Origin of the sequence: Sphingomonas sp. HF-S4 (genome assembly GCF_032911445.1) — a bacterium.
Classification (GTDB): Bacteria; Pseudomonadota; Alphaproteobacteria; order Sphingomonadales; family Sphingomonadaceae; genus Sphingomonas; species Sphingomonas agrestis.
On record NZ_JAWJEJ010000001.1, the window covers coordinates 3,196,958 to 3,219,442 of the forward strand.

Sequence of the window (22,485 nt, forward strand, 5' to 3'; positions counted from 1 at the left end):
CCATGCAATCCTCCCGGATCCTCTGGGGCCAGGTGACGATCGTGCTGCTCATCGTGCTCGGCACGGTCTGGGGCGCGACCCAGTGGACGGCCCATGCGCTCGGCTATCAGGCAGCGCTCGGGCCACCCTGGTTCTTCGTGCGCGACTATCCCCTCTATCCGCCGCCGGCCTTTTTCTGGTGGTGGTTCAGCTACGATGCCTATGCGCCCGAGATCTTCACCCGCGGCGCGTTCATCGCCGCTTCGGGCGGGATCGCCGCAGTGGTGGTCGCGATCGCCATGTCGGTCTGGCGCGCCCGCGAGTTGAAAGTGGCCGAGACCTATGGATCGGCGCGCTGGGCAAGCCCGAGTGAAGTCGCTGCCGCGGGGCTGCTCGGGCAGGACGGCGTCGTGCTCGGCGAGTTGCGGGGCGACTATCTCCGCCACGATGGTCCCGAGCACATCCTCTGCTTCGCGCCGACCCGCTCGGGTAAGGGCGTCGGCCTGGTCATCCCGTCGCTGCTGACCTGGGCGGGCTCGGCGATTGTCCATGACATCAAAGGCGAGAACTGGACGCTGACTGCCGGCTTCCGCGCGCGGGTCGGCAAGGTCTTGCTGTTCGACCCGACCAACGCCGCCTCGGCGGCCTACAATCCGCTGCTCGAGGTGCGCCGCGGCGAATGGGAGGTCCGCGACGTGCAGAATGTCGCCGATGTGCTGGTCGATCCGGAAGGGTCGCTCGAGCGGCGCAACCACTGGGAAAAGACCAGCCACGCGCTGCTCGTCGGCGCGATCCTCCACGTCCTCTATGCCGAGCCCGACAAGACGCTCGCGGGAGTCGCCGCCTTCCTCTCCGATCCGCGGCGCCCGATCGAGGCAACCCTGGCGGCGATGATGTCGACCCGGCATCTCGGCGAAGCCGGCGTCCATCCGGTCGTCGCCTCGGCCGCGCGCGAGCTGCTCAACAAATCGGAGAATGAGCGCTCCGGCGTGCTGTCGACCGCCATGTCCTTTCTGGGGCTCTACCGCGATCCGGTAGTGGCCAAGGTGACGAGCGCGTCGAGCTGGGGGATCGCCGACCTGGTCGATGCCGAGGAACCGGTCACCTTGTACCTCGTCGTGCCGCCGTCGGACATCAGCCGGACCAAGCCGCTAATCCGGTTGCTACTCAATCAGATCGGCCGGCGGCTGACCGAGGAACTGCGTCCCGCTGCCAGGCGGCACCGGGTGCTGCTGATGCTCGACGAATTTCCTGCGCTTGGCCGTCTCGACTTCTTCGAGTCCGCGCTGGCCTTCATGGCCGGCTACGGTCTCAAGGCCTTCCTCATCGCCCAATCGCTCAACCAGATCGAGAAGGCCTACGGCGCCAACAATGCGATCCTCGACAATTGCCATGTGCGCGTGAGCTTCGCGACCAATGACGAGCGCACCGCCAAGCGTATCTCCGACGCGCTCGGCACCGCGACCGAGATGCGCGCGATGAAGAACTATGCCGGACATCGCCTCTCGCCATGGCTCGGGCACCTGATGGTATCGCGCACCGAAACCGCTCGCGCGCTGCTCACGCCGGGCGAGATCATGCAGTTGCCGCCCGACGACGAGATCGTGATGATCGCCGGCGTGCATCCGATCCGCGCACGAAAGGTCCGCTATTATCGCGATCGGCGCCTTGCCTCGCGCATCCAGGATCCGCCGAAGGACATGCCCGCATCGGAGCCGCGCGCGAATGACTGGACGAACCTGCCGATACCAGCCCGGTCCCACGCGCCAGTTGGTGGCGTCGACGAAGACGGCGATCCGGCAAATGGCGGCATCCGCCGCGAACCCGAACTGCCGGAAGAGCAGGAGATCGTCGCGCGCCCCCCGCCGCCGGCTGGGGAGTTCGAGTTTGACGATGGCTCAAGCGACGATGCCGCCGCTGCCCGGCGTCTGCAGGATCGGATGCGGGGCAACGCGCGACAGGCGTCGCTCGACCCCGGCGACGGGATCGTGCTGTGACCGGCCTGCGCATCAAGCACACCTTTCGGCTGCCCCCGGCGCTGTCTTCCGAGTTGGCCGACTATGCCGCGCGCAAACGTGTCACGCAGGCACTGGTGGTCGAGACCGCACTTGCCTCCTTCCTGTCGGGCGACAGCGCCGAGCATCTCGAGGCCGTGCTGAGCCGGCGGCTGGACCGGCTCTCGCGCCAGGCGGAAAAGCTCGCCTGGCATGTCGAGCTGACCAACGAGACGCTGGCGCTCTTCATACGCTTCTGGCTGGTCAACAATCCGCCGCTACCGGACACCGCGCTTCCGGCGGCACAGGCGATGGGCAAGGAGCGCTGGGAGCGCTTCGTCGAGACGCTCAATCGCCGCATGGAGTTCGGGCCGAGGCTGAAGAACGAGATCGTAGAAGATGTCGAACCCCCTCCGGGTGAAGGCCGCGACTGAAAAACCTACCGGCGCTTGCTGGCGCCGAGGTCCGTCACCGACGCGAGAACAGTGTTCTCCCAGATCGTGTTGCATTGGATCTCGCCGTCCTGCTCGAACCAATGGGTCGCGCCGGGGATGAGGTCGAACGGTATGGGATTGCTCGCGAGCGGATTGTGAAAGAATTCGAGTTCCTGACACCATGCTTCGCCAAACGGCCAGAGCGCTTCATAGTCTGGGCTGGAGATCGACAAAGCGAACGGGATCGCGTCGACCGCACCGGGCGTTCGATCGAACAGGATCCCCTGCCGAACCATGTCGAGGCCGGGCGGTTGCCAGCCGGCGAGAAACCCCATCCGGTTGAACTTGGACAGGGTGGCGGCATTGCTGAACAACACACCCGACAGATGGGCGTTGGCCGGATCGCGAAAGAGGCCTGCCGGAATTCGGTTCTTTCCTGTCAGATGCGAAATCGACGCGCCTGCGGCACGGCGATCGGCACCTTCGCCTTCCACGTAGGCCTTGAAGCCATACAGATAGGTTGGCAGCGCTTCGCGGCTCCAGACCATTGAGCCGGACTCGTGGAAGTCCGCGATGGCAATCGCGAATGGCTGGCCCCGTACGTGCGCCATGTGCTCATAGTTGCGCTGGAGCTTCCCCCTGAGCGTCTTGGCGAAGCGCTCGGCGGTATCGCCCGTCAATCGCTCGTCCCGATCCTCCGGCGCGTGCACCCATGGACCGATGCCACCGGATCGCGGCTCGGCGGAATTGGCGGTCACGGCCTCGATCCAGCAATTGGCCCCGCCCAGTTCGATCTCGAAGTCCGGGGACACATGGTCCTGCCGCACCCGAATACCCTGCTCCCGGAAGCACGCCAGCAGGTAGAGCTCGAACAGTCGTGAGGCGAAGTTGTTCGTCTGGAAGTCGCTGACGAAATTCGGGTCCGGGTTTGGCAACGCCAGATAGCATTCGCCCACCGCCATCAATGCGGGGAGATGATCCAGCGTGGATGACAGAAGCTCAAATTCAGGCGAGGCGCCGGCCGAACCGATCTCGCATAGCGGGCGCCGCCTCCGCTCGCCGGAAGGAAGCGGCTCGGGTGGTTTCCCGATCCGAAAGCTTGTCCGCAGATGGGCCAAGGCCAGGTCCGGGTTTGCGAAGCCGCCGCGCTCATCGGTCCGCACCCATCGGTGGTCCACACGCCGCCTCAGGGTCAAGGTCGAAAAGGTCCAGGTCGCAGGGTCGATCAGAATCGCGCCTGCCGCCTCGGATTTCGCCGTCTTGTAGGCATCGTAGATTTCCCGGTCGCCGAAGTTCGGACCGCGCTCGAGCGAGAGCGCGAAGAGATCAAACTGCCGCGCGTTGATCTGCTTGAGGTCTGCATTCTCGCCAGTCACGTCAGATCAGCCTCGCGGCATTCATTCGCATCGTGCCATCTATGGCGGTTCACGGTGGGTTCTGGCAGTCTATTCGCGCGATTCTCGCGAGGGTTCATGAAGCACTATTTCCTCGACGAGAGCGGCCATGGGGGAGATCTTGCCTCGGCCAACTTGCTCGATTTCTCTGGGCAGCCGGTTTTCGCGCTTGGCTGTGTCGGAATCGACGACGAATCCGCCCTCGCTGCCGAACTCGAACGCCTTCGCGAAAAGCACCAGTGCGGGGCCGGTGAACTCAAATCGAGTTCGCTTGGCGCCAAGCTCCCGGCCTTCGCCTGTGATCTAATGGAATGGCTCGTGGTCCATGAGGCCGCCATCTTTGTGGAGATTGTTGAGAAGCGCTTCTTCATCGCGATTCACGTCGTCAATAACCTGCTCTGCGGGCGCTACAGTCTGGATGATGTTGACCAGGAGAGCAGGAGCCTGTTCGCCGAGTTCCTGAGCAGATCCGAGTTCGAACCGATCCTGCTCGGCTATATCGGAGCCTGCCGCTCCGAGGCCCTCGGCGACGTGACGAATCTCCTGACTCTGCTGTGGGATGCCCTGGATGAGTCGGATGAGGATGTCGCCCGCACTCTGCAGGTGCTCACGATGTATGCACGCGACCATGCCCGGCTCGGGGACGCCAAAGTCGGCAAATTTCTTCCGATCCCCGACCTGAGCGTCACGGGGAAGAAGGTCTGGATGCTGCCGAACCTCTCGTCCCTGACCAATATCTATGGCCGCATCAACCAGTCGCGCCGGCAAGGTTTGGACGGGGTCACGCTCGTTCACGACATCCAGCTCCAGTATGACAAGGTGCTGAGCGACGGAAAGGCGATGCTGGAGAAGCTTGCGGCTGAGAACGCGATGCCGGTCGTGCCGTTTGCCGACTATCAGCTGCGCGGTAACGTCACGATGAGGTTCGCCTCCTCTGCCGATGATAGCTGCCTTCAGGCCGCCGACCTCCTCGCTGGCAGCGCCATGCGGTTTGTCCGCTCAGGCTTTCCGCGACAAAGACGCAGTGATCCGGCGCTGCGCCAGGCTTTTTTCAAGATATACGAAACCGGCAATCCATTCACCGCGACCGGCATCAATCTCGTCGTCACTGACGCGATCCTCGACCGCCTCCAAATCCCGAACATCCCCTCCGCGCCGTTCGTATTCTAATGCCGCGTGGCCGGGAGTGGTCCGAGTCGCCGGTCAGACGGAACCAATCGGGCTTCCAAGGCCGTTCGGGAAAGCCTCCGCGAACACGCGATCTACGCTCGGGCTTCTTCTTCTACGCCATGGCTCTACGACGATAAGTATCTGTTGCGCATCCTGATTTTCGCGCCTCCTTAGTCACCCCTGTCGCCGGTGCAGTGCCGCATCGGCCGTCAAACAGGGTGATCCGCGTGGTCGTAACGCCGTCCCGTTCAGAGGCCTCCCGCCGTGGCGCGAAGATGCTGCGGACCGCGCTCGGGTCCTCGATCGCGGCCTGGCTGGACGATCCCGGAATCGTTGAGATCATGCTCAATCCGGACGGGCGGCTCTGGATCGATCGCTTGGGCAGCGGCCTGGCCGACACGGGTATTGGCGTCGCGGCAGCCGACGGCGAACGCATCATCCGCCTCGTCGCGCATCATGTCGGCAGCGAGGTCCATGCCCGCGCACCGCGCGTCTCTGCCGAACTGCCGGAGACCGGCGAGCGCTTCGAGGGCCTGTTGCCGCCGGTCGTCACCGCCCCCACCTTTGCGATCCGCAAACCTGCCGTCGCGGTGTTCACGCTGGACGATTACGTCGCAGCGGGCATCATCACGCGCCTGCAGCGCGCGGCGTTGCGCAAGGCGATAGCCGGCCGCGAGAATATCCTCGTCGCCGGCGGCACCGGCACGGGCAAGACCACCCTCACCAATGCGCTGCTCGCCGAGATCGCCGGGACCAGCGACCGCATCGTGCTCATCGAGGACACGCGCGAGCTCCAGTGCACCGCGCCCAATCTCGTCGCGATGCGGACCAAGGATGGCGTGGCCACCCTCTCCGACCTCGTCCGCTCCTCGCTGCGGCTCCGGCCCGACCGCATTCCAATCGGCGAGGTTCGCGGTGCCGAGGCGCTCGATCTGCTCAAGGCCTGGGGCACCGGCCATCCCGGCGGCTTCGGGACGATCCACGCCGGCACTGCTCTCGGCGCGCTCCGCCGCCTCGAGCAACTGATCCAGGAAGCCGTAACCACCGTGCCCCGGCCGCTGATCGCCGAGACCATCGGCCTGATCGCGGTGCTGGTCCGCGACGGCACCGGCCGCCGGCTCGCCGAACTCGCCCGCGTCGAAGGTCTCGATGCCTCCGGCGAATACCGACTCCACTCCCTCAGCAACGGAGAAATCCAATGAACGGCTCGCTTGTCCCCCTCCGCGTCCGCGCGGCAGCCTTCGCAACCTGCGCGATCCTCGCGCTCGCCGCCGGTCCGGCGCACGCCTCGGGCTCGTCCATGCCCTGGGAGAGCCCGCTCCAGTCGATCCTCGAAAGCATCGAGGGCCCCGTCGCCAAGATCATCGCGGTGATCATCATCATCGTCACCGGCCTGACGCTTGCCTTTGGTGAGACCTCGGGCGGCTTCCGCCGGCTCATCCAGATCGTGTTCGGGCTGAGCATCGCCTTTGCCGCCAGCTCCTTCTTCCTCAGCTTCTTCAGCTTCGGCGGCGGGGCGCTGGTCTGATGGAGACCCTCGATCCCGGTGCGGCCCTTCCGGGCTATTTCGCGCCCGTCCATCGCGCGCTGACCGAGCAGATCCTGCTCGGCGGCGCTCCCCGTTCGGTCGCGATCGTCAACGGCACGCTCGCCGGAGCGGTCGGGCTCGGCTTACGGCTCTGGGTGGTCGGGCTGCTCCTCTGGGCGGTCGGCCATGCCGCCGCGGTCTGGGCGGCACGGCGCGACGCACAGTTCCTCGAGGTCGGACGGCGCCACATGCGCTACCCCGCCTGGCTGCGCGCGTGAGGCCGCGATGATGTCGCTCCGCGAATATCGCCAGCGCGGCGCCGCGCTCGCCGACTTCCTGCCCTAGGCGGCACTGGTCGCGCCCGGCATCGTCCTCAACAAAGACGGCTCGTTCCAGCGGACCGCCGCAATCCGGGGTCCCGACCTCGATTCGGCGACCCCCGCTGAACTCGTCGCGACCGCGGGGCGGCTCAACAGCGCACTGCGCCGCCTCGGCTCGGGCTGGGCGATCTTCGTTGAGGCGCAGCGCGTGCCGGCGCACGATTATCCCGCGAGCACGTTCCCCGACCCGGCCTCGGCGCTGGTCGACCGCGAGCGCAGCGCGCAGTTCGCCGAGGAAGGCGTGCATTACGAAAGTGCCTATTTCCTCACGCTGCAATGGATGCCGCCGGCCGAAGACGCCGCGCGCGCCGAAGGCTGGCTCTACGAGGGGCGGTCCCGCTCGGGTGTCGACACGCGCGAGCTGCTCGCGGGCTTCGCCGACCGCAGCGCGCGCCTCCTCCAGCTGCTCGAAGGGTTCGTGCCCGAGGCACGCTGGCTCGATGATGCCGAGACGCTCACCTATCTCCATTCGACCGTCTCGACCCGGCGCCAGCGGGTGCGCGTGCCCGAGACGCCGATGCACCTCGACGTGCTTCTGGCGGATCAGCCGCTGGTCGGCGGCCTCGAGCCGCGCCTTGGAAGCCAGCATTTGCGGACGCTGACGGTGATCGGCTTTCCGAGCGCGACCTTTCCCGGGCTGCTCGACGACCTCAACCGGCTCGCCTTTCCCTATCGCTGGGTCACCCGCGCGATCATGCTCGACAAGACCGACGCGACAAGGTTGCTCGCGCGCATCCGCCGCCAATGGTTCGCCAAGCGCAAGTCGATCGCCGCGATCCTCAAGGAGGTGATGACCAACGAGGCCTCGGTGCTCGTCGACAGCGACGCGGCCAACAAGGCCGCCGACGCCGATCTAGCCCTGCAGGAGCTCGGCAGCGATCTCGTCGGGCAGGCTTATGTGACCGCCACGGTCAGCGTCTGGGACGCCGACCCGGGGATCGCGGCCGAAAAGCTTCGGCTGGTCGAGAAGGTCATCCAGGGCCGCGACTTCACCGTCATCGCCGAGGGCATGAACGCGGTCGAGGCATGGCTCGGGAGCCTGCCGGGGCATGTCTACGCCAATGTCCGCCAGCCGCCCATCTCGACGCTTAACCTCGCGCACATGGTGCCGCTATCCGCCGTCTGGGCAGGGCCGGCGCGCGACGAGCATTTCGATGCGCCGCCGCTCTTCTTCGCGCGCACCGAAGGCTCGACGCCTTTCCGCTTCGCGCTCCATGTCGGCGATGTCGGTCATACGCTAATCGTCGGGCCGACCGGGACCGGCAAGTCGGTGCTGCTCGCGCTGATGGCGATGCAGTTCCGCCGCTACGAGCATGCGCAGATCTTCGCCTTCGACTTTGGCGGCTCGATCCGCGCCGCTGCGCTCGCCATGGGCGGCGACTGGCAGGACCTTGGCGCTTCGCGGGAGGACGATGCAGCCGAGGGGGTGCGGCTGCAGCCGCTCGCCCGGATCCACGACCTCGCCGAGCGAAGCTGGGCGGCCGAATGGCTGGCAGCGATCCTCGCCGCCGAAGGTGTCGTCGTCGATCCCCAGGCCAAGGAGCATCTCTGGGCGGCGCTCGGCTCGCTGGCGTCGGCACCGGTCGCCGAACGCACCCTGACCGGCCTGTCGGTGCTGCTCCAGTCGCAGCCGCTCAAGCAGGCGCTCGGGCCCTATTGCGTCGGCGGGCCGCACGGCCAGCTGCTCGACGCCGAGACCGAGCAGCTCGGGCAAGCCCGAGTCCAGGCGTTCGAGACCGAGGGCCTTGTCGGCAGCGCCGCCGCGCCCGCCGTGCTTTCCTATCTGTTCCACCGCATCGAGGCGCATCTCGACGGCGCGCCGACCCTGATCATCATCGACGAAGGCTGGCTGGTGCTCGATAGTCCGGCATTCGCCGCCCAGTTGCGCGAATGGCTCAAGACGCTGCGCAAGAAGAATGCGAGCGTGGTGTTCGCCACCCAGAGCCTTGCCGATATCGAGAGCTCCGCCATTGCCCCGGCAATCGTCGAGAGCTGCCCGACGCGGATCTTCCTCCCCAATGAGCGCGCCTTCGAGCCGCAGATCGCCGCGATCTACCGGCGCTTCGGGTTGAACGAGCGCCAGATCGAGATCCTCGCGCGGGCGACGCCTAAGCGCGACTATTATTGTCAGTCGCGCCGCGGCAACCGCCTGTTCGATCTGGGACTAGGCGAAGTCGCGCTCGCCTTCACGGCGGCCTCGTCGCGCACCGACCAGCGCCGCATCGCAGAACTTGTCGAGGCCCATGGCCGCGCCGGCTTCGCGCCTGCGTGGCTGCGCGCCCGCGGCCTCGACTGGGCCGCGGATCTTCTCTTCCTCATCAACCAGGAGTGACTGTCATGCGTTTATCTCTCCTCCGCCGCCTTACGCTTTCCGGCGCTTCGGCCCTGCTGATTGCCTTTGCCGCCGCCCCGGCGCACGCCCAGCTCGGCGGCATCGTCTACGATCCCAGCAACTATTCGCAGAATGTGCTGACGGCGGCGCGGACGCTCCAGCAGATCAACAATCAGATCCGCTCGCTGCAGAATGAGGCGGAAGGGCTGATCAACGACGCGAAGAATCTCGCGGCGCTGCCCTTCTCGTCGCTCGCCGAACTCCAGTCCCAGGTCCGGCAGACCCAGCAGTTGCTGAGCAACGCCCAGCGCATCGCCTATTCGGTCCAGTCGATCGACCAGGCGTTCGCTGGCCGCTACCGGGCGGACAATCTGTCGGCGAGTGACAAGGCGCTGATCGCCAATGCCCGCGCCCGCTGGGAAGACACCGTCGCCGCCTTCGAGGACGCGCTCAAGGTCCAGGCTGGCGTCGTTGGCAATATCGAAGGCTCGCGCAGCGTCATGGACCGGCTGGTCGGCTCGAGCCAGTCGGCCTCGGGCGCGCTGCAGGCCGCGCAGGCCGGCAATCAGCTGCTCGCGCTCCAGGCGCGCCAGCTGGCCGACCTGACCGCGCTCGTCGCCGCGCAGGGCCGGGCCCAGTCCTTAGAGGCGGCGCAGCGCGCGGCCGCGCAGGACCAGGCGCGCGAGCAATTGCGCCGATTTCTCGCGCCCGGGGCTGGCTACCGGTCGGCCCCGGCCAAGATGTTCCACGACTGAGGCGCGCGGGCGATGAACATCCGGCTCCCGGCGCGCATCGGCGCATTCGCCTGTCTCGGCCTGGCGGTCGCCATGGCCGCGCTGGCGCTACGCGGATCGCCGCAGCCGACCGAGACCGCACGGTCCCGGCCAGAGACTGTGGCGCCGGCCGATCCGCTCGAAGCCCGTCTGCGGCAATGCCAGCAGGCAGGCGAGGCCGCGGGTAACGACCGCGACTGCCTCGCCGCCTGGGCGGAGAACCGCCGGCGCTTCCTCGGGCTCGACCGCGCGCGGCCGGCCGAGCCCGCCTCATCGCCGCTCGCGAACCAGATCGTCCCATCTTCAATCCCGGCTCCCGACACGGGCCCGGCAGCTGCGCAGCTACAGGAGCATTGAGCATGGGCGGCACCGGGGTCATCGACCGCTTCCTCGAGGTCTTCACCCGCTACATCGATTCCGGGTTCGGGCTGCTCCATGGCGAGGTCGCGTTCATCGCGACGACCTTGATCGTCATCGACGTCACGCTCGCCGCTCTGTTCTGGACGCTCGGCGAGGGCGACGACATCATCGCCCGGCTGATCAAGAAGACGCTCTTCGTCGGCATCTTCGCCTATATCATCGGCAACTGGAACGCGCTGGCGCGGATCGTCTTCGAGAGCTTCGCCGGCCTCGGGCTGAAGGCCTCGGGCACCGGCTTCACGGCCGCCGAGCTGCTCCAGCCCGGGCGCGTCGCACAAGTTGGGCTCGATGCCGGCCGGCCCATACTCGAATCCATCTCGGGCCTGATGGGCTACATCAGCTTCTTCGAAAACTTCATCCAGATCGTCGTCCTGCTGTTCGCCTGGGTCGTCGTGCTGCTCGCCTTCTTCGTGCTGGCCGTGCAGCTCTTCGTCACGCTGGTCGAATTCAAGCTGACGGTCCTGTGCGGCTTCGTGCTCATCCCCTTCGGGCTCTTCGGTAAGACCGCCTTCATGGCCGAGCGCGTGCTCGGCCATGTGGTGTCGTCGGGCATCAAGGTGCTGGTGCTCGCCGTCATCGTCGGCATCGGCTCGACCCTCTTCTCCGAGTTCACCGACGCGGTTGGCAATGCCCAGCCGACAATCGAGGATGCCATGGCGATCGTGCTCGGCGCACTGTGCCTGCTGGGTCTCGGAATCTTTGGGCCGGGCATCGCCAGCGGCATCGTATCGGGCGGCCCGCAGCTGGGAGCCGGCGCCGCGGCCGGCACCGCGCTCGCAGCGGGCAGCGTGGTCGCAGCGGGCGCCGCCGCCGGTGGCGCGGCGCTGAGCGCTGCCGGTGGCGCTCTCGCCGGCACCGCGCGCACCGTTGGCTCCGCCGCCAGTGCCTATCGCGTCGGTGCCGAGGGCAAATCGGGGCTCGGCGGTGTTGCCGCCGGACTCGGCAGCGTCGGGCGCGCCGCGGCAGAGCGTGCCCCATCCCCGCTCCGCGGCAGCTCGAACCAGGCCTCGCCCGGATCCGCAGGCTCGGGTGCCGGTCGTTCCTCGAGCGGAGCGGCACCTGACCAGACCGCCTCTGCTCCGATTGCGGTCGGCAGCACGGCAGCCGCTGAGCCGCACGCGGATTCAACTCCGGCCGGATCCGACATGGGCGACGCTCCCGTCGCGCATCCGAGCCCACAGCACGGCGAGACGTCATCCGCTCAGCCCGACACGTCGCCGGAGCCGGTCGCCGATCCTGCCAGTGCTGCCGCTGGCGGTCCGCCTGCCTGGGCACGCGCGATGCGCCGCAACCAGGCCATCGTCCACGGCGCCAGCGTCGCAACCCATACGCTGCGCGGGGGCGACAGCCGCGGACCCGGCGCCTCCGTCAGCATCACCGACAAGGAGTGACACGCATGTTTCGACGATCGACCGTGCGCTACGGCGCGACCCCCGAGCCGCAGACGCCCTATCAGCGCGCCGGTCAGGCATGGGACGAGCGCATCGGGTCGGCGCGGGTGCAGGCGCGCAACTGGCGCTTTGCCTGCTTCGGCGCGCTCGGGCTTTCGACCCTGCTGGCTTCCGGCATCATCTGGCAGGCTTCGCGCGGCACGATCACCCCCTGGGTCGTGCAGGTTGACAAGCTCGGCGAAGCCCAGGCGGTCGCGCCGGCGGATGCGGCATATCGCCCGAGCGACCCGCAGATCGCGTTCCACCTCGCGCGCTTCATCGAGAATGTCCGCGGCATTCCTGCCGATCCTGTCGTGCTCCGCCAGAACTGGCTGCGCGGATATGACTTCACGACCGCACGCGGAGCGCTCGCGCTCAACGATTATGCGCGTAACAACGACCCGTTCGCGCAGGTCGGCAAGCTGCAGGTGGCGATCGACGTGTCGAGCGTGATCCGTGCCTCCGACGACAGCTTCCGCATCGCCTGGACCGAGCGGCGCTACCAGGACGGCAGCCTCGCCGCCACCGAGCGCTGGTCCGCGATCGTCACCGTCGCGATCCAGAGCCCGCGCACCCCCGACGCCCTGCGCAAGAACCCGCTCGGCGTGTTCGTCACCGCTCTCAACTGGTCGAAGGAGCTTTCGCAATGACCCGCAAAAGTATGGCGGTCGTGCCGCCCCTCTTCATGCTCGGCCTGCTGCCGCTCGCCGGCTGTGCGGCCTCGCGCGCGCAGACGCCTCCGCAGGCAGCCGAGGCGTTGGTGCCTGCAATTCCGGAGTCCGAGCAGCCGCGCAAGGTCGAGATCGTCCGCATCCCCGAACCGCTGCCGCTGCCCGGCCAGCTTAAGCCGATCAGGACCGCCGGCGTGTCAGAGACTGCCGATCCCAAGGCCCGGATCGGCAGCGCCAATGACGCCGCCCGCATGCAACCTGCGCGCGACGGCTTCCTCAATGCGATCCAGCAATATCCATGGGCCGAAGGCGCGCTTTACCAGCTCTACACCGCGCCGGGTCAGGTCACCGACATTGCGCTGCAGGAAGGCGAACAGCTTGTCGGCCCCGTTGCCGCCGGCGACACCGTGCGCTGGATCATGGGTGACACGCTGAGCGGCTCAGGTCCGGCGCAGCGCGTGCATATCCTGGTTAAGCCGACCCGGCCGGGTCTCTCCACCAACCTGGTCATCAACACCGACCGGCGCACCTATCACCTCGAACTGCGCTCGACCCCGGACACCTATATGGCCTCGGTCTCCTGGACCTATCCGCAGGATGCGCTGATCGCGCTTGCCGCGCGGAACCGTGAGGCCGCGGCGCCGCCGCCGGTGCCTGGTGTCAACCTTGAGTCGCTCAACTTTAGCTACCGGATCGATGGCGACCGCACGGCGTGGCGCCCGGTTCGTGCCTTCGACGATGGCCGCCAGGTCTTCATCGAGCTCCCGACAAGCATCGGCCAAAGCGAGCTCCCGCCGCTGTTCGTCGCAGGCGCGAAGGGCGCCGGCGAGCTGGTCAACTACCGGATGCGCGGCCGTTACCTCATCGTCGATCGGTTGTTCGGAGCGGCCGAGCTGCGGCTGGGTGGCGGCAAGTCGCAGAAGCGTGTGCGCGTGCTGCGCGAAGGTGCCCTTCCGGGCGAGAGGGCGAAATGAGCGAGCTTCCCCAGGCGCAGCCGATCGGTGCTGCCGCGCTGCGGCTGCGCGGAGACCCGCCCCGCGTGATGCGGCTCTCGCGCAAGACGCTGGCGGTCGCGGGTTTGGTGGTCACCGCCGGCATTGGCGGGGCGCTGATCTACGCGCTGCAACCAACCGCGCCCAAGGCACCGAACGAGCTCTACGAGACCGACAACCGGGCGGCCAGCGATGCGCTTGCCGGCGCGCCCAAGGACTATTCGCAGGTGCCCAGGCTCGGGCCACCACTTCCGGGCGACCTCGGCAAACCGATCCTCTCGGCCCAGCAGCGCGGCGTCGATGTGCCGCCCCCACCGAACGGCCAGCAAACCCAGCCGGGCGGACCGCCCGATGAGGCGCAGGCCGCGCGCGATCGCATCCGCCAGGAGCGAGACGCGGCCCGGACCAGCAAAATGTTCATCGGAAGCGAGAGCGCGGCGCCACAGACTCCTCCCGGGTCGCCCGCGGCGCTGCCGGCGCAGGGAACGGGCAGCGCGGCCGCGCCGTCGCAAGTGGTCGAGCGCCAAGGGCCGGCGAGCGGTCAGCCCGCGAAGCGCGATTTCGTGACGGCACGCAACGAGCATCCGGCCGAGAGCAGCCATCGGCTCGTTCCTGCCGCTTCGCCTTACATCGTCCAGGCAGGCAGCGTGATCCCGGCCGCGCTCATCACCGGCATCCGCTCCGACCTGCCGGGGATTATTACCGCCCAGGTGACGCAGAATGTCTATGACAGCGTGGCCGGCCGGCATTTGCTGATCCCGCAGGGCAGCCGCCTGATCGGCGAATATGACTCGCAGATCTCATTCGGGCAGAACCGCGTCCTGCTCGCCTGGGATCGGCTCATCCTGCCCGACGGTCGATCGGTCCAGCTCGACCGGCTGCCCGGCACCGATGCCTCGGGCTATTCGGGTCTGCAGGACCGCGTCGACCAGCATTGGGGCGGACTGTTCCGCGCCGCCTTGATCTCGACATTGCTCAGCGTCGGAACCGAGGTTGGCAGCGATGACGAGGACTCGCTGGTGCGCGCGCTGCGCGAAGGCACGTCTGACTCGATCGGCCGCACTGGCCAGGATCTCGTCCGTCGACAGATGAACGTGCAGCCGACATTGACGGTGCGGGCTGGCTTCCAGCTACGCGTGATCGTCACCCGCGATCTTGTGCTGGCACCGGGCGAAGGAGGTGCGAAATGACGCTGAAGCTCGGACCGATCGCCGACGACAAGCCGGTGAAGGTCACGCTCGACATACCCGCCGATGTCTATCGCGATCTCAGCGCCTATGCTGAAGCCCACGCCCAGGCCACTGGTCAAGCGTCCAGCGGCCCCGCCAAGCTGATCGTGCCGATGCTTGTCCAGTTCATGGCCACCGACCGCGGCTTCGCCAAAGCAAGAAGACAGCTGGGGGCCGGAGGATGAACTCGGCCCGCTGCCGTTCTAGTGCCGAACAGGGCGCTCGGGCGGTGCCCGGCCATATCGTCTCGCCGCCAGCGCCAGGAAGCGCGCGAGCGCGGGGTTCTCGTTCTCCTCGCGCCAATGGAGGGTCTGGCTGAGCCGCGTCGGACCGAACGCATCATGGACCTCGCGAAATGCCACGCCCTCGTCTGTCATCGACCCGGCGCCGGCCGTTACCGAGACCCGGTCCCGGGTGATGAGGCTGTGCAGATTGTCGCGGCTCACCGCCTGGGCGACGATTCGCGGCGCGTGGCAAGGCCCCGCGAGACGTGCCGCGATCATCGCTGCGATCAGATCGCCGGGATCGGCCCGGGTCACGAGGAAGGTCATCTCCCGGAGATCGGTCCAGTATAGTCGGTCGCGCTCGAGCAGCCGGTGCTGGAGGCTCAGGCCCACCGCCAGCGGCTCGCTCCACAGGCACAGCGCTTGCCCTCCAGCCCCTTCGCCGGCCACCACCGCCAGATCGAGACGACCCCGGTCCAGGCCATCGAGGAGTTGATCGCGGCCCGCCTCAATTGCCTCAAGCTCGACATCCGGGGCCTCGCGCCGGAAGTCCTCGATCGTCGCTCGCAGATCGCCGGCCGCCAGGGTGCCGTGGAAGCCGATGCGCAGCCTGCCACGCTCGCCGCTGGCGAGCGCCATGACATCGGTCGAAAGCATGTCGAGTTCGCCAACGATCGAGCGGGCCCGGGCGAGGAACTGGATCCCGCTCGGCGTAGGCGCGACACCCTGGGTCGAGCGCGTAAACAGCGGGACCCCGATACGAAGCTCGAGATGGCGGACGCGCTTGCTCAGCGTCGACTGCTTCACGCGAAACTGCTCGGCCGCACGGCTGAAGCTGCCGCTATCGGCCGCCGCCAGCGCATAGCGCAGGAGGTGGACCTCGATCATGGCGCATCCCTGTTCCGTCTTGCCCCGGCATCGGGGGGTGCTGTCGGTCAAGCGTGACGGCGAGTCGAAGCGCTGACAATTCCAAGAAATGGTGGAGTCGCAGGGTCTTCGGAGGCGTGAGGGTCCCGTGGCGACTCCAGTCGCTTCGCTCAGTCGCTCCCTGGGTACACGCGCCACGGCCGAAGGCGCGAGGTTAGCCTAAGCCCCAACACCTGGGCGCGCCCCCGCACCGCATCGACCGTCCGCCCCAAGGCCCGGGCGATATCGGGCGTCTGCTGTTTCGCCGCTATCCCAGCCCGCAGCGAAGCATCGTCCTCGGCAGACCACGCCCGGGACGGCCTGCGTTGCGTTGGCTTGCCCTGCTCATCCGGCATCGCGCGCCTCATCGGCGGCATCCCTCAGGATTTCGATTCCACCCTTGATCGCAATCGCCGCCACCGCCACGCCGACAACGAGATCGGGCCAGTTCTGCCCGGTCCAGAGCACGACGCCGCCAGCCACTACGATTCCGCCATTGGAGACGAAGTCGTTGAAGCTGAAGGTCGTCGCCGCGCGCAGGTTTACGTCCGGCTCCTCCAGCCGCTTCAGCAGCCACAGGCAGATGCCGTTCACCACAGCGCCGATCAGCGCCATCGTGATCATCGCCGGGCCCAGCGGCTCGCTCCCCGTCAGGAAGCGCCGCACCGCGTCGACCAGCACGCCTGCCGCGAAGACCAGCAGCAGCACGCCGGAGACGCGCGCCGCGGCGCGCTTCCAATGGTCCGGGCGCGTGAGCGCGAGGAGGCTAATGACATAGACCAGCGCATCGGACGCATTGTCGAGGCCATTGGCAATGAGGGCGCTAGAATCGCCCAGCGCTCCCGTGATGCCGAATCCCGCCGCCAGCGCGACGTTCAGCGCCAGCACGATCCACAGCGTGCGACGCTTGTCCGCGGTGTCGAGCGACAGCCGTTCCTCGCTCATGCCACGACCTCCGCGCCCTCGCTCGGAGCCGGCATCTCGCGCCTGCCGAAGCGCGCGTAGAGCGTCGGCAACACGAACAGCGTCAGCAGCGTGGCCGAGATCAGCCCGCCGATCACCACCGTCGCCAACGGCTTCTGGACCTCGGCGCCCGCGCCATGGCCGAGCGCCATCGGCACGAAACCGAGCGATGCCACCAGCGCGGTCATCGCGACCGGGCGAAGGCGCGCCAGCGCACCCTCCCGCGCCGCGACCGCTCGATCGCGGCCGCGCGCGATCAGGTCCTGGATCGCCGAGACCATGACGAGGCCGTTGAGCACCGCGACGCCGGACAGTGCGATGAAGCCCACGGCCGCCGAGATGGAGAAGGGCATGCCCCGCAGCCACAGCGCCAGCACGCCGCCCACCAACGCCAGCGGCACGCCGGTGAACACGATCAGCGCGTCGCGCACCGAACCGAGCGCACCGTAGAGCAGAAGCATGATCACCACGAAGCAGATCGGCACGACGATCATCAGGCGGTCGCGGGCCGATGCCAGATTCTCGAACTGGCCGCCCCATTCGAGATAGGTGCCCGGCGGCATCTTCACCTGTGTGCCGATCGCCGTCTGCGCGTCGGCGACGACACCGGCGACGTCCCGGCCGCGCACATTGGCCTGCACCACCACGCGGCGCTTGCCGTTCTCGCGGCTGATCTGATTGGGACCATCGACGATGTTAATGTCGGCCACGGTCGAAAGCGGCACAAACCCCCCCTCGGCGGTCGGTACCGGCACCTGCGCAATCGCCGTGAGGTCCGATCGAGCGGCTTCCGGCAGGCGAATGACGACGGGGAAGCGCCGGTCGCCCTCGAAGATCATGCCGGCCTCGCGGCCGCCGATCGCCGCCGCGACCGTGTCCTGTACATCGCCCGCCGTCACGCCGACGCGCGACATGGCGGTGCGGTTTGGGCGGATGTCCAGCATCGGCAGGCCTTCGGTCTGCTCGACGCGCACGTCCGTCGCCCCTGCGGTTTTGCGTAAGGCGCTCGCGATCGCTTCGGCAGTCGCATTCATTTGGGCGAAGTCGTCGCCGAAAACCTTCACGGCGACATCGCCCCGCACGCCCGCGATGAGCTCGTTGAAGCGCATCTGGATCGGCTGGGTGATCTCGTAATTGTTGCCCGGCAGCCTCGCGAGCCGCTTCTCCAGGCGCTCGACGAATTCTGCCTTCTCCAGGTTCGGGTCCGGCCACTGCTCCCTCGGCTTCAGGATCACGAAGGTGTCGCTGATGCTGGGTGGCATCGGATCCGAAGCGATTTCCGAGGTGCCGGTGCGCGAGAAAGCGAACTGCACTTCGGGTTCTTTGGTGATCGCCCGCTCGACATGCGACTGCATCGCCTGGCTCTGGTCGACCGAGGTGCCGGGCACGCGGATCGCCTGAACCAGCACATTGCCTTCATCCAGCTGCGGCAGGAACTCCTGGCCGAGCGTGGTGAAGGCGACGCCGGCCAGCGCCAGCGCGCCGACCGCGACGCCCAGGGTGGCGCTCGGGCGACGCATCGCCGTGTCGAGGCCGGGCTCGTAGCGACGGCGCAGCCAGCTGACGATGCGCCCCTCCTTCTCCTCCACCCGCTTGCTCAACCAGATCGCGATCGCGGCGGGCACGAAGGTCAGGGACAGGATGAAGGCGAAGATCAGCGCGATGATCACCGTCAGCGCCATCGGCTCGAACATCTTGCCCTCGACGCCGGTGAAGGTGAGCAGCGGCGCATAGACGAGGATGATGATCGCCTGGCCATAGACCGAGGGACGGATCATCTCGCGCGACGAAGCAGCCACGATGGCCAGCCGCTCCTTGAGCGGCAGCGCATCCTCCCGGCCATGCTGCGCCTCGGAAATGCGTCGCAGGGAATTCTCGACAATGATCACCGCGCCATCCACGATGAGGCCGAAGTCGAGTGCGCCGAGACTCATCAGGTTCGCAGAGACGCCCGCCTGGAGCATGCCGATGCTGGTGAGCAGCATGGTGATGGGGATGACCATCGCCGCGATCAGCGCGGCGCGGAAGTTGCCGAGCAGCGCGAACAGCACGACGATCACCAGCAGCGCGCCCTCGGCGAGGTTGCGGGCGACGGTCGCGATAGTCGAGTTGACCAGGTCGGTGCGGTTGAGCACCGGCTTCACCACCACGTCCACCGGCAGCGACGGTCCGATCTCATCCAATCGCTTCGACACGCCGGTCGAGACGGTGCGGCTGTTCTCGCCGATCCGCATGACCGCGGTACCGACCACCACCTCGCGCCCGTTCTCCGATGCCGAGCCCATGCGCAGGCCTTGGCCGGTGCGCACACCCGCCACCTGGCTCAGCACGATCGCCACGCCCTCGCGCGTGGCGATCACGGTGCGGGCGAGTTCGTCCGCGGTGCGGATTCGGCCGTCCGCACGCACAGACAGCCCCTCGCCGTTGCGATTGACGATGCCGGCGCCCGTGCTCGTGTTGTTGCGCTCGAGCGCGGTGGCGAGGTCCTGCAGCGTGATCTTCATCGCCGCCATACGCTGGACATCGGGAACGACGAGATATTCCTTGGTGTAGCCGCCGAGCGAGTCGATCCCGGCAAGGCCGTCGGCGCCCTTGAGCTGCGGCGCGACGATCCAGTCCTGGACCGTGCGCAGATAGGTCGCCTTGTCGGCTTCGCTGACCAGATGGTCACCCTCGGGCGTGATATAGCTGCCGTCCGGCTGCAGGCCGGGCTCGCCGCTCTTGTGATTTACTTTGTCGAGCTCGCGATACTCGACCGTCCACATGAAGATGTCGCCGAGGCCCGTAGCGATCGGCCCCATTTCAGGGTTCACGCCTTCGGGGAGATCCTCCTCCGCGGTGCGCAGCCGTTCCGAGACCTGCTGGCGGGCGAAATAGATATCGGTGCCCTCGTCGAACACGGCGGTCACCTGGGCGAAGCCGTTGCGACTGAGCGAACGCGTATATTCGAGGCCGGGAATACCGGCGAGCGCGGTCTCGATCGTAAAGGCGACCTGCTTCTCGACCTGATCGGGCGAGAGCGCGGGCGCGACGATGTTGATCTGGACCTGATTGTTGGTGATGTCGGGGACGGCATCGATCGGCAGTCGCTGGAGCGCGAACATGCCGGCGATGGCGAGGGCGGCGGTGAGAAGCAGGACGAACCAGCGCCGCTCCACCGAGAAGGTGACGATGCGGGCGATCATGGATCAGTCCTCATGCTCGGCTTCGCCCTTGCCGAGCTCTGCCTTGAGGGTGAAGGAATTGGTCGAGGCGATCTGCTCGGTACCGTTTAACCCCGCGGTGACGACCACCTGGCCGCCGTTGCGCCGTCCGAGCGTGACCGGCACCGCCTTGAAGCCGGTGGGCGTCCGCACGAACACATGCGGCTTGTCCTCGATCATCTGGACTGCGGCCGAAGGCACCGCGACCGTGGTGTCGCCGCCCGCCGGCACGATGATCGAAGCGCTCACCGTCTCGCCGACCCGCCAGTCGTTCGCACCATTGTCGAGCGTGGCGATCACCGACACGAGGCGGGTGGTCTCGTCGAGGATTGGCGAGACGAACGTGACGCGCCCTTCCTGCCGCCGACCGGGAGCCGTCACCTCGACGCGCGAGCCGGGCCGCACGCGCCCGGCGTCCGCCGGAAGCAGCGACATCGCAATGCTCACCGTCGAGAGGTTGGCGATGCGGAACAGCTCCGCGTCCGCCGTGACGGTTTGCCCAAGCGTTGCCGACCGGGCGACCACTTGCCCGGAGATCGGCGCTCGCACCGTGATCCGGTTGAGGGCGCCGCCGCCGCCGCCCGTGGCGGCAAGTTGCTGCTGGGCCTGGCGCAGCGCGATGTTGGCCTCGGTTGCAGCCGTACGCGCGGCGATCAGGTCCTGCTCGGGCGAAACGCGCTCGGCGAACAGGCGCTGCTCGCGGCGCAGGTTCGATTGTGCCAGCGCAAGCCGCGCCCGAGCCGCCTCGATGTCGCCTCGCAGCGTCGCCGCCTCGCGGCTCTCGATCACCGCGAGCACGTCGCCCCTGGACACCGACTGTCCGAGATTCCTCGTCAGCGAGACCAGGCGGCCACCGATCGCTGCGGATGCTACCTGCACGCCCTGGGGATCGCCCTCGATGGTCGCGCTGACTTCGATCGCGCCGGCGACGCCACCGACGGTCGGCCGAACGACCTCAATACCCGCCTCCGCGATTTGCTGCTGGCTGAGCGTGACGACGCCTTCTTCTGCATGCCCTTCTTCCTCGGCATGCTCGGCTGCTTCATTCCCCGCAGGCGCGCTCCCGCCACCGCAAGCGACAAGCGTGAAAGCAAGGGTGGCGGGCGCGATCGCCCGCAGCATGGACATCTTCATGGGCGATCTTCCGTGATTGAGGGCACGCGGGCGGTGAGCCGCTCCAGGCGGGCCTGTGCATCGTGATAGGCAGCGAGCGCGTCGATTGCCGCGGCGCGGGTCTGGGCAAGCGTGCGCTCAGCCTCAAGCAGGTCGAGCTGGCCGAACTTGCCTTCGCGATAGCCGATCCGGGCGATGCGTGCCGCCTCCTGCGCGGCGGCGAGCGCCGGCCCCGCAGCGGTTCGCGCGTTGGCTTCGGCGTTGGCGACTTCGGTCTCGGCGGACGCGATCGCCTGCTGGGCATCAAGAACCGCGCCGCGTCGCAGCGCCTCTGCCTGATCGCGCTGCGCGCGCGCCGCATCGAGATTTGCGCGGCCGTTGTTGAACAGGGGCAGCGGTACGCTCACCCCGAACACTGCCGCGACATCATTGGTCGCCTCGAGCCGCCGCGCGCCCGCACTGAGCGTCAGGTCCGGGACGCGCTGACTGCGCGCGAGGCGCACCTGCGCGTCCGCCGTGGCGATATCGGCCTGGGCAAGCGCGAGCGCGAGGGTGCCGTCGGCGCTCTTCGGCATTCTCGGCCCGACCCCATCGGTTCGCTCGAACCATGGCAGGCCCAGCTGGCCAGGTTCCCGGCCGATCAAGCGTGCAAGGTTCCCGCGGGCGAGCGTGGTGGCGCGCTCTGCCTGTTCGAGCGCGGTTTCGGCGTTGATGCGCTGGACGTCGGCGCGCTGCTCCTCGAGCGGAGAAGCGCGCCCGGCCCGCACCCGCACCCGGGCACCGCGCAGGCCCTCGTTCGCGATGTCGCGCTGATCGCGGGCAACCCCGAGCCGCCGCTCGGCCGCTGCCGCCTCGACGAACGCCTGCGTGACCTTCAACCGAAGGTCGGCCTGGGCGGTAATCACTTCCAGCCGGGCACGGGCGGTCTGGGCGTCCGCCACACCGATCCGCGCCGAGCGCTTGCCGCCGAGCTCAAGCGGCAAGGACATGCCGACCGTCGTTTCGGCCGAGCTGAGGCCGCTATAGGGCCCGGTGCCGATGACGTTCTCGGCTTCCACGTTGATTGACGGGTTCGGGCGCAGTCCGGCCGCCCGGCGCTGGGCCTCGGCGGCGCGCACGCCGGCGGTTGCTGCCTCGACCCCGGGCGCCGTGGCACCGGCGAGCTCGAGCGCCCGGTCGAGCGTGAGGGTCTCGCCCGTCGGCTCGGCAGCGGGTGGCGGACTGGTCTGCGCCTGCACGGGTTGCGTGCAGGCCGCTGCGGCCAGGACGGCCGCGATGACACGATACATTGGATTGCTCCTGACGATGACGAACAAGCCGCGCGCTGTGTCGCGCGGGCGATGATCGGCG

Annotated in this window: 19 protein-coding genes and 1 pseudogene; 14 read left to right on the plus strand and 6 right to left on the minus strand. The window is 67.8% G+C overall.

Going from position 1 to position 22,485, the window contains the following annotated elements:
• Positions 1-2 precede the first annotated feature (2 nt).
• Both RZN05_RS14630 and RZN05_RS14635 read left to right on the plus strand, forming a co-directional pair.
• Positions 3-1,976, plus strand: a complete 1,974-nt coding sequence (locus tag RZN05_RS14630) for a conjugal transfer protein TraG (protein WP_136943393.1) — start codon at positions 3-5, stop codon at positions 1,974-1,976.
• Positions 1,973-2,407, plus strand: a complete 435-nt coding sequence (locus RZN05_RS14635; protein ID WP_136943394.1) for a CopG family transcriptional regulator — start codon at positions 1,973-1,975, stop codon at positions 2,405-2,407. Before RZN05_RS14630 ends, RZN05_RS14635 begins: the two co-directional genes overlap by 4 nt.
• 5 nt (positions 2,408-2,412) lie before the next feature.
• Here RZN05_RS14635 and RZN05_RS14640 read toward each other — a convergent pair whose 3' ends face one another.
• Positions 2,413-3,783 carry a hypothetical protein gene (locus tag RZN05_RS14640; RefSeq protein WP_136943395.1) on the minus strand — a complete coding sequence of 457 codons (1,371 nt, stop codon included), beginning with the start codon at positions 3,781-3,783 and terminating at the stop codon, positions 2,413-2,415.
• A 96-nt stretch (positions 3,784-3,879) separates the two neighbouring features.
• Between RZN05_RS14640 and RZN05_RS14645 the strand changes: the two genes are divergently transcribed.
• The 12 genes and pseudogenes from RZN05_RS14645 to RZN05_RS14700 all read left to right on the plus strand — a co-directional run bounded on the left by RZN05_RS14645 (position 3,880) and on the right by RZN05_RS14700 (position 14,911).
• Positions 3,880-4,971: a DUF3800 domain-containing protein gene (locus RZN05_RS14645; protein WP_136943396.1), complete on the plus strand. Its 1,092-nt coding sequence runs from the start codon at positions 3,880-3,882 to the stop codon at positions 4,969-4,971.
• 275 nt (positions 4,972-5,246) lie between these two features.
• On the plus strand, positions 5,247-6,173 hold the full coding sequence (trbB, locus tag RZN05_RS14650; protein ID WP_136944206.1) for a P-type conjugative transfer ATPase TrbB: 927 nt from the start codon (positions 5,247-5,249) through the stop codon (positions 6,171-6,173).
• Entirely contained in the window at positions 6,170-6,499 is a 330-nt protein-coding gene (locus tag RZN05_RS14655; RefSeq protein ID WP_136943397.1) for a TrbC/VirB2 family protein, read from the plus strand. The genes trbB and RZN05_RS14655 overlap by 4 nt, the downstream gene beginning before the upstream one ends.
• Positions 6,499-6,777: a VirB3 family type IV secretion system protein gene (locus tag RZN05_RS14660; RefSeq protein WP_136943398.1), complete on the plus strand. Its 279-nt coding sequence runs from the start codon at positions 6,499-6,501 to the stop codon at positions 6,775-6,777. Before RZN05_RS14655 ends, RZN05_RS14660 begins: the two co-directional genes overlap by 1 nt.
• Before the next feature lie 7 nt (positions 6,778-6,784).
• Positions 6,785-9,211, plus strand: a pseudogene (gene trbE / locus RZN05_RS14665) (conjugal transfer protein TrbE).
• Between the two features lie 5 nt (positions 9,212-9,216).
• Positions 9,217-9,966: a P-type conjugative transfer protein TrbJ gene (gene trbJ / locus RZN05_RS14670; RefSeq protein ID WP_136943400.1), complete on the plus strand. Its 750-nt coding sequence runs from the start codon at positions 9,217-9,219 to the stop codon at positions 9,964-9,966.
• A gap of 12 nt (positions 9,967-9,978) precedes the next feature.
• Entirely contained in the window at positions 9,979-10,341 is a 363-nt protein-coding gene (gene trbK-alt / locus RZN05_RS14675; RefSeq protein ID WP_317227323.1) for a putative entry exclusion protein TrbK-alt, read from the plus strand.
• Between the two features lie 2 nt (positions 10,342-10,343).
• A complete protein-coding gene (gene trbL, locus RZN05_RS14680; RefSeq protein ID WP_136943402.1) occupies positions 10,344-11,795 on the plus strand; it encodes a P-type conjugative transfer protein TrbL in 1,452 nt (483 codons plus the stop codon).
• A gap of 5 nt (positions 11,796-11,800) precedes the next feature.
• On the plus strand, positions 11,801-12,484 hold the full coding sequence (gene trbF / locus RZN05_RS14685; RefSeq protein WP_136943403.1) for a conjugal transfer protein TrbF: 684 nt from the start codon (positions 11,801-11,803) through the stop codon (positions 12,482-12,484).
• Positions 12,481-13,479 (plus strand): P-type conjugative transfer protein TrbG, encoded by a 999-nt coding sequence (gene trbG, locus RZN05_RS14690; RefSeq protein WP_136943404.1) that lies wholly within the window; start codon positions 12,481-12,483, stop codon positions 13,477-13,479. The genes trbF and trbG overlap by 4 nt, the downstream gene beginning before the upstream one ends.
• Entirely contained in the window at positions 13,476-14,687 is a 1,212-nt protein-coding gene (locus RZN05_RS14695) for a TrbI/VirB10 family protein (protein WP_136943405.1), read from the plus strand. The genes trbG and RZN05_RS14695 overlap by 4 nt, the downstream gene beginning before the upstream one ends.
• The gene (locus RZN05_RS14700) at positions 14,684-14,911 is read left to right on the plus strand and encodes a DUF2274 domain-containing protein (RefSeq protein ID WP_136943406.1); all 228 of its coding nucleotides are present in this window, start codon (positions 14,684-14,686) and stop codon (positions 14,909-14,911) included. The genes RZN05_RS14695 and RZN05_RS14700 overlap by 4 nt, the downstream gene beginning before the upstream one ends.
• 18 nt (positions 14,912-14,929) lie before the next feature.
• On the opposite strand, the gene RZN05_RS14705 is transcribed toward RZN05_RS14700, so the two are convergent.
• The 5 genes from RZN05_RS14705 to RZN05_RS14725 form a co-directional block, all read right to left on the minus strand.
• On the minus strand, positions 14,930-15,838 hold the full coding sequence (locus tag RZN05_RS14705) for a LysR family transcriptional regulator (RefSeq protein ID WP_317227324.1): 909 nt from the start codon (positions 15,836-15,838) through the stop codon (positions 14,930-14,932).
• Between the two features lie 363 nt (positions 15,839-16,201).
• Positions 16,202-16,801, minus strand: coding sequence for a cation diffusion facilitator family transporter (locus RZN05_RS14710; protein ID WP_136943408.1), 600 nt, complete (start codon positions 16,799-16,801; stop codon positions 16,202-16,204).
• Positions 16,798-20,004 (minus strand): efflux RND transporter permease subunit, encoded by a 3,207-nt coding sequence (locus RZN05_RS14715; protein WP_317227325.1) that lies wholly within the window; start codon positions 20,002-20,004, stop codon positions 16,798-16,800. The genes RZN05_RS14710 and RZN05_RS14715 overlap by 4 nt, the downstream gene beginning before the upstream one ends.
• A gap of 3 nt (positions 20,005-20,007) precedes the next feature.
• Positions 20,008-21,156, minus strand: a complete 1,149-nt coding sequence (locus RZN05_RS14720; protein ID WP_136943410.1) for an efflux RND transporter periplasmic adaptor subunit — start codon at positions 21,154-21,156, stop codon at positions 20,008-20,010.
• Positions 21,153-22,424 (minus strand): TolC family protein, encoded by a 1,272-nt coding sequence (locus RZN05_RS14725; RefSeq protein WP_317227326.1) that lies wholly within the window; start codon positions 22,422-22,424, stop codon positions 21,153-21,155. Before RZN05_RS14725 ends, RZN05_RS14720 begins: the two co-directional genes overlap by 4 nt.
• Positions 22,425-22,485 lie beyond the last annotated feature (61 nt).